The following is a 6377-nucleotide window of genomic DNA, read 5'->3' on the forward strand; positions in this document are numbered from 1 at the left end:
CGGTGAGCCCATTCCGATGACTGCCCGCAAGTCGGGGGCCCTGAAGGGGCGGGCCGAGGTGCCGGGGGACAAGTCGATCTCGCACCGCTCGCTGATCCTCGGCGCGATGGCGGTGGGCGAGACGCGCGTCACCGGGCTTCTGGAAGGGCAGGACGTTCTCGATACCGCGAAGGCGATGCGGGCCTTCGGGGCCGAGGTGGTGCAGCATGGGCCGGGTGAATGGTCGGTGCATGGCGTGGGCGTCGGTGGGTTCGCCGAGCCTGCGAATGTCATTGATTGCGGCAATTCCGGCACCGGGGTGCGGCTGATCATGGGCTGCATGGCGACCTCACCCATCACCGCGACTTTCACAGGCGATGCCAGCCTCAACAAGCGGCCGATGGGCCGGGTGACTGATCCTTTGGCGCTTTTCGGGGCGACAGCCTATGGGCGTCAGGGCGGGCGCCTGCCGATGACCATCGTCGGCGCGGCCGATCCGGTGCCGGTGCGCTACACCGTGCCGATGCCCTCGGCGCAGGTGAAATCGGCGGTGCTGCTGGCCGGGCTGAACGCGCCGGGGCAAACGGTGGTGATCGAGAAGGAACCGACCCGCGACCATTCGGAACGCATGCTGCGCGGTTTCGGGGCCGAGCTGACGGTCGAGCAAACCGATGAGGGTCATGTCATCTCCCTGACCGGCCAGCCCGAGCTTCGCCCGCAAACTGTCGCCGTGCCCCGCGATCCGTCTTCGGCCGCCTTTCCCGTGTGTGCTGCCCTGATCGTCGAGGGTTCGGATATCCTCGTCCCCGGCGTCAGCCAGAACCCGACCCGCAACGGGCTTTACACCACTCTGGTGGAGATGGGCGCCGATATTGAATTCCAGAACCCGCGCGAGGAGGGCGGCGAGCCGGTCGCCGATCTGCGCGTAAAGGCATCGTCGCTGAAAGGCATCGAAGTCCCGCCAGAACGCGCGGCCTCCATGATCGACGAATATCCGGTTCTGTCGGTGGTCGCGGCTTTTGCCGAGGGCAGGACCGTGATGCGCGGGGTCAAGGAATTGCGTGTCAAGGAAAGCGACCGCATTGATGCGATGGCGCGCGGGCTGGAGGCCTGCGGCGTGATGATCGAGGAAGATGAGGATACGCTTATCGTCCACGGGATGGGGCCGGGTGGCGTGCCGGGCGGGGCGACCTGCAAATCCCATCTCGACCACCGGATCGCCATGTCGTTCCTGGTTCTTGGCCTTGCCGCGCAAAAGCCGGTCAGCGTCGATGACGGTTCGCCTATCGCCACCTCGTTTCCAGTCTTTGAGGGACTGATGACCGGGCTTGGTGCATCGGTCGAGCGGTCGAACCGGTGACAGACGCCGCGTTCAGGGCGGCCGCTGTCACGGCGGCGCTTTTGTTCGTTGCGATGATTGTCACCAGCCCGATGGGCTGCGGCGGGGTCTGGACGCTCTGTACCTTCGATGCGCCGCATCTGCCCTATGGGGCCGGGACGGCGCGGGCCTATCTGGCGGCGTTGTCGGACGGGGCGTTGTGGCGGTATCTCTGGATCGTGCAGGCGCTCGACCTGATCTTTCCGGCACTGCTTTGCATCACCTTGCGCGAGGCGTTTGAGCGCTGGGCGCCGGAGGCGTTGGCGCGGCGGCTTTCGAAACTGGCGGTTTTCGAGACCGGGGTCGACTATCTGGAAAATGCGTTGATCCGGGCGATGCTGAAAAATCCCGACGGGTTTGCCGATGTCATTGCCACCGCGACAAGCCTGATGACGCTTCTCAAGTGGCTCTTGCTCGCGCTGCTGTTCGGCGCGCTGGCGCGGCTCTGGCTTGGACAAAGGCGCGCGCCCCGGTAGGGACGCGCGCGAGGTTGGGTCAGAGGTCGGTTGCGGCGACGTGCTCGATCTTCGCCCAGTTCTGGGTGGCATTGGTCAGCGCGCCCGCGACGTCCTCAAGGAAGAGTTCGCGCGTCTTGGCGTTGAGGAAGACGTAGAGTTTGCCCTCATGCACGACTGCATGGCGCGGATCGCCGTCGAACTTCTTGCCGACCGAGACGCCATAGGTGCAGAACCCGCCGTTCTGCGGCTCGAAAGCTGTCGGGTTGGCGTCGAATTCAGCCTTGTTCTCGGCCGTCGCGAAGTAATAGGCAGCGCCGTTCAGGACGGATGAGAACTCGCCCTCGCCAGTGATCACATCTCCGTTGACCACTGCGACCGGATCGGCACCGTGCAGCCCGACGGGCGCCCCGGCATAGGACAGGCCCGGCGCGACGTTCAACTCGTCGGCGGCGAAGGCGGGGGCGGCGAAGACTGGCAAAGCGGCGGTCAGGGCGGCGATGAGAAGCGTCGTTTTCATGGGTTTTCCTTTCTGTGGTGACGGGGCACTGGCCCCGGTTCACCGCAGATAGGCAGGGGGCTGCGGCCCGCCCATGACAGCCCGTCCCGTTCGCTTTCCCGATCGTCCCGAACGCGCCAGCGCCTCTTCGGCAAGCTGCGCCCCACCCCAGAACCCGGCAACTGTTGGTCCGGTCCGACGCCTTTCGCGGAAGAAGAAGGACAGTATCTCATGTAGGACCACGCGCCGCCCCATGTGGGAATACCAGCGCATGGCATGGCGGATCTCGGGGTCGGGGTGCAGGTACGTACGCCAGAGCGCCCTTGGCCTCAGTTGCAGAACGGCCTCGATAATCTTGACCCACAGGAAGACCCGCCAGGCGGGCACGTTCGGAGTTTCCAGAACCTGATGCTTGTAGTCCCAGAGCCTGAGATCATTCTGGATCACCCGCCGGGTCGCGGATTGCGCATGGAACGGCGTCCAGCGGTGGGGCGTGGCGTAGATCGACATGACCTGATCGGGGTCATAGGCCAGAAGCTGGCGTAACATGCGCCAGTAATCGCGGTCGGTTTCCTCCTCGAACCCCACGGCGAAGGTGCAAAGGCCGATCATGCCGTGCTGGCGCAGAAGCCGGATCGCCTCGCGGTCCTTCGAGCGGCTACCACCCTTTTTGATCGCCTTCAGGGTTGCCTCATCTGTACCCTCCATCCCCAGAAGAAAGCGCAACACGCCTGCCTTCTTGTAAAGGTGCAGGATATCGGCATCCCGCACGATGTCATCTGCGCGGGTCGATCCGATGATCGTGACCTTCACGTCCTCGGCGATCAGCGCCTCAAGGAACGCCTTCCAGGTGCTGCGGGAGGAGGTGGGGTTCTCGTCCGCAAGGTTGATCAGTTCGACGCCGTGGTCGCGGACCAGCAGCGCGATCTCGGCCGCGAACCGGGCCGGATCGCGGTGCCGCCAGCGGGTCCAGAAGCCGCGCTGGCCACAATAGGTGCAAAGATGCGGGCAGCCGCGCGAGAATTGCAGGATCACCGCCCGCCGCCCGCCCCAATAGGAATGTGCCGCGAAGTCGATCAGTTCCCAGCCGATGCGAACGCTGTCAAGGTCGGTCAGCATCGGGGCTGAAGGTGTTGCAACTGGCCTGCCGTTTTCCCGGTAGGCCAGACCGGCAATTTCGCCGAGCGGCTGGCGGGCAGCGAGGGCCGCGATCAGGGCAGGCGTGGTCACCTCGCCCTCGCCCCGCACGATGATGTCGATCTCGGGCACCCCGGTCAGCACGTCCTGCCAGTGATAGGTCGGGAAGACGCCGCCATAGATGATCGTCACATCTGGCCGGGCGCGTTTCAGGGCGCGGGCGATCTGCACCACTGTCGGATGGGCGGAACTGGACCCGGAATGGCCGATCAACACGGCGTCCGGGCGGTCAAAAAGGCATTCGACCACGATCTGTGCCATCTCCATCGGGCCGGGATCGGAATTGACCAGCCGCACCTCGTGGCCCGCGTCGATCAGGGGGCCGCCGATGCAGAGAAGGCCGAAGGGCGGCAGATGTTCGCCGGGGATACGGCTGCCGATGGCGGTATGGGGCGGGTTCAGAAGGGTCAGGCGCATGGGGTCTCCGGTCCGTTGGTCAGACCGGAAATAGCGCGACAGGCAGCAGGCGACGGTGACGGCTTCAGCAGAATGTCAGCAGAGCGTGGCAACTTTCCCGACGGTCACGCCCTGCATCCTGGCCTGCCGTGCCACCTTGTCCCAGCCAGTGTCGCGCGCAGTCAGGATCGCGTCGGAAAGCAGGGTCACGTTATATCCACGCTGTAGTGCCGCCAGACAAGTGCTGCGAACGCAGTGCTCGCCGTCCAGACCGGCGATCCGCAAATGCGCGGCATCATGTTGTGCAAGCAGGCGGTCGAGTTCGCCGGATGCGAATGCATCCTTGACCTCTTTGCTCACAACATGGTCCGACAGGGCGGCAACCTCCGGCACAAGCTCGCTGCCTGCCGTACCGTCCATCCCCTTGCCGCCGAGAGCGAGCCGCGCAAGCAGCCGCAGGGACGGGCTGCGGACCGCCTGCCGGACCGCGATCACCGGGCATCCGTTCCTTCGCGCCTGAAGCGCTGCCCGGGATACCGCGTCCAGGGCCTGGGCTCGTAGCTCGGTCGGATAGGGGCCGTCGTCGAGGAAATCCTTCTGCATGTCGATCAGCAGAAGGGCGGTTCCCTGACGCCGGTCACCGATATGTTCGGCCCGGCTTACCCGGACGAAGCGCCAAAGCGTGATGGCGAGCCAGAGAAAGACGGCTAGGGTGGCTATCGAAACCGCGAGTATCATGTCGGCTCCTCCCCGTTGATCTGCCGGAACGCGGAAATCAGCCCTTCGCTGACCCGCTTCGCAGCAGCGATGTCGGCCGGGTCGAACTGCCGGGCGATCCTTGCGACAATGTCCGCCTCACGGGTCAGGGCCTTGCTGATCGCATCGCGACCCGCCTTAGTCAGGTCCACCAGATGTGATGCCTTGTGGGCCGGGTTCGCGTGACGCGCGGTGAATCCCGCGGCCTCTGTCTCGTTGACCATAAGTTGGACGTATTGGCGCTGAATCGACAGGCGCCGCGCCAATGCGGGCACGGTCATCGACCCGTCCGACATGAGGATCTCCAGCACTGCGCGCATTCGCACAGTCAGGCCAGAGCCATCGAGGCCTGCGGCAACGGCGGCTTCAATCTGCTGAAGCAGGGGCCGGGTCTGCCAGATGATTGTGTATAGATCCTTCATGACATGTATATTGGCAGAATGACATTAATAATGTCAATAATGCCGAATTGAGCTTGCCGATACTTTGGCCTAGTCAGAGTACCGGAGGAGTCGACGCATGATCTTCACGGTGGCAATCGACGGACCGGCAGCAGCGGGCAAGGGCACGATCAGCAGGGCTGTGGCCCGGCACTTCGGTTTTGCCCATCTCGATACCGGGCTGCTCTACCGGGCTGTGGGGGCCAAGGGCGGCGATCCGGTCGTGGCAGCACAGAGCCTGAGCGAAGCTGACCTGACCCGCGATGATCTGCGGACGCTGGAGGCCGGGCAGACCGCCAGCCGGGTCGCCGTCATCCCCGAAGTGAGGGCGGCGCTAACCGAGTTTCAGCGCAGCTTCGCCCGACGCGAGGGCGGAGCGGTTCTGGACGGCCGCGACATCGGTACGGTGATCTGCCCCGAGGCAGAGGTGAAACTTTTCGTCACCGCCAGCGCCGAGGTCCGCGCCCACCGCCGCTGGCTGGAAGTGGGCGGCGACGAGGCGCAGGTTCTGGCCGAGGTGATCGAGCGCGACAAAAGGGATGCAGAACGGGCCACGGCACCGCTGAAGGCGGCCGAGGATGCGGTGGTGTTGGATACATCTGACCTGACGGTCGACAGCGCAGTGGCCGACGCGATCGAAATCGTTGCAACCCGGCTTGCCCTTTGCGGGGAAGAGATCCGACTGGATGCCTCCGGCTGGAAAGACGAAAGCGATGTCTGGACCGCGATGTCGGACGCGTTGAAATTTCCGGACTGGCACGGGCGGAACCTCGACGCGCTGTATGACAGTCTTGGCGGAGGTATCAATGGGCGAGAGGCGCCCTTTGCACTGGTAGTATCTGGTCTGGCAACGGCCGGGCCGAGGGCACGCGATCTTGTCGGAATGATCGCAGCGGTTTTTGATGATGCGCGCGACTACGGCATCCCAGTCACGCTGGTCGAACGTTCACGCTGACTTTCAGCGGCGACAAACGTGCAGCCTGCTCCGACGAAACGCCTTACTTGGTTCGTCATTTGCCATTATGTGCCTATTCGGCGTTTGACAATATTGCATGGTTAGCCAGATAGCGCCTTCGCGCTTGCCTTCCACGCCCTTTCCGCCTATACGCGCGCCTGTCGAACAGGCCGGAAGTGCTTGGGACCAATGAGGACGCGCAGGGTCGGCTACCACCGGCCCTGATTGTTTTCGTAAGTCCCGCATCCCGGCGAGACCCATCAAAGACCGGCGGAGCCAACCGCATGGCCAGAAACATGTAGATAAAGGAACTGAACACGCA

7 protein-coding genes and 1 pseudogene are annotated in these 6377 nt (G+C 64.2%); 4 read left to right on the forward strand and 4 right to left on the reverse strand.

What is annotated here, in order from left to right; all coding sequences use genetic code 11:
* Window positions 1–1339, forward strand: a 1339-nt coding sequence (gene aroA / locus WBB85_RS18415; RefSeq protein ID WP_432640050.1) for a 3-phosphoshikimate 1-carboxyvinyltransferase, incomplete at its 5' end; no start/stop codon positions are given.
* Window positions 1336–1833 carry a hypothetical protein gene (locus tag WBB85_RS18420; RefSeq protein WP_432640051.1) on the forward strand — a complete coding sequence of 166 codons (498 nt, stop codon included), beginning with the start codon at window positions 1336–1338 and terminating at the stop codon, window positions 1831–1833. The genes aroA and WBB85_RS18420, both read left to right, overlap by 4 nt.
* Before the next feature lie 19 nt (window positions 1834–1852).
* On the opposite strand, the gene WBB85_RS18425 is transcribed toward WBB85_RS18420, so the two are convergent.
* From WBB85_RS18425 to WBB85_RS18440, 4 genes are all read right to left on the reverse strand, one after another.
* A complete protein-coding gene (locus WBB85_RS18425; RefSeq protein WP_432640052.1) occupies window positions 1853–2332 on the reverse strand; it encodes a YHS domain-containing (seleno)protein in 480 nt (159 codons plus the stop codon).
* A 39-nt stretch (window positions 2333–2371) separates the two neighbouring features.
* On the reverse strand, window positions 2372–3925 hold the full coding sequence (gene bchE, locus WBB85_RS18430) for a magnesium-protoporphyrin IX monomethyl ester anaerobic oxidative cyclase (RefSeq protein ID WP_432640053.1): 1554 nt from the start codon (window positions 3923–3925) through the stop codon (window positions 2372–2374).
* 75 nt (window positions 3926–4000) lie between these two features.
* Entirely contained in the window at window positions 4001–4642 is a 642-nt protein-coding gene (locus WBB85_RS18435; RefSeq protein WP_432640054.1) for a cysteine hydrolase family protein, read from the reverse strand.
* Window positions 4639–5082: a MarR family winged helix-turn-helix transcriptional regulator gene (locus WBB85_RS18440; RefSeq protein ID WP_432640055.1), complete on the reverse strand. Its 444-nt coding sequence runs from the start codon at window positions 5080–5082 to the stop codon at window positions 4639–4641. Before WBB85_RS18440 ends, WBB85_RS18435 begins: the two co-directional genes overlap by 4 nt.
* A gap of 97 nt (window positions 5083–5179) precedes the next feature.
* Between WBB85_RS18440 and WBB85_RS18445 the strand changes: the two are divergent.
* Window positions 5180–5761, forward strand: a pseudogene (locus WBB85_RS18445) ((d)CMP kinase); the annotation flags it as partial.
* Between the two features lie 21 nt (window positions 5762–5782).
* On the forward strand, window positions 5783–6055 hold the full coding sequence (locus WBB85_RS18450; RefSeq protein ID WP_432640056.1) for a barstar family protein: 273 nt from the start codon (window positions 5783–5785) through the stop codon (window positions 6053–6055).
* Window positions 6056–6377 lie beyond the last annotated feature (322 nt).

Source organism: Albidovulum sp. (assembly GCF_049646345.1).
Taxonomy (GTDB): Bacteria; Pseudomonadota; Alphaproteobacteria; order Rhodobacterales; family Rhodobacteraceae; genus Albidovulum.

Coding starts and splice junctions, on each gene's coding strand:
- WBB85_RS18435 (WP_432640054.1), bottom strand. CDS start 4,642: ATGATACTCGCGGTTTCGATAGCCACCCTAGCCGTCTTTCTCTGGCTC.
- WBB85_RS18425 (WP_432640052.1), bottom strand. CDS start 2,332: ATGAAAACGACGCTTCTCATCGCCGCCCTGACCGCCGCTTTGCCAGTC.
- WBB85_RS18440 (WP_432640055.1), bottom strand. CDS start 5,082: ATGAAGGATCTATACACAATCATCTGGCAGACCCGGCCCCTGCTTCAG.
- bchE (WP_432640053.1), bottom strand. CDS start 3,925: ATGCGCCTGACCCTTCTGAACCCGCCCCATACCGCCATCGGCAGCCGT.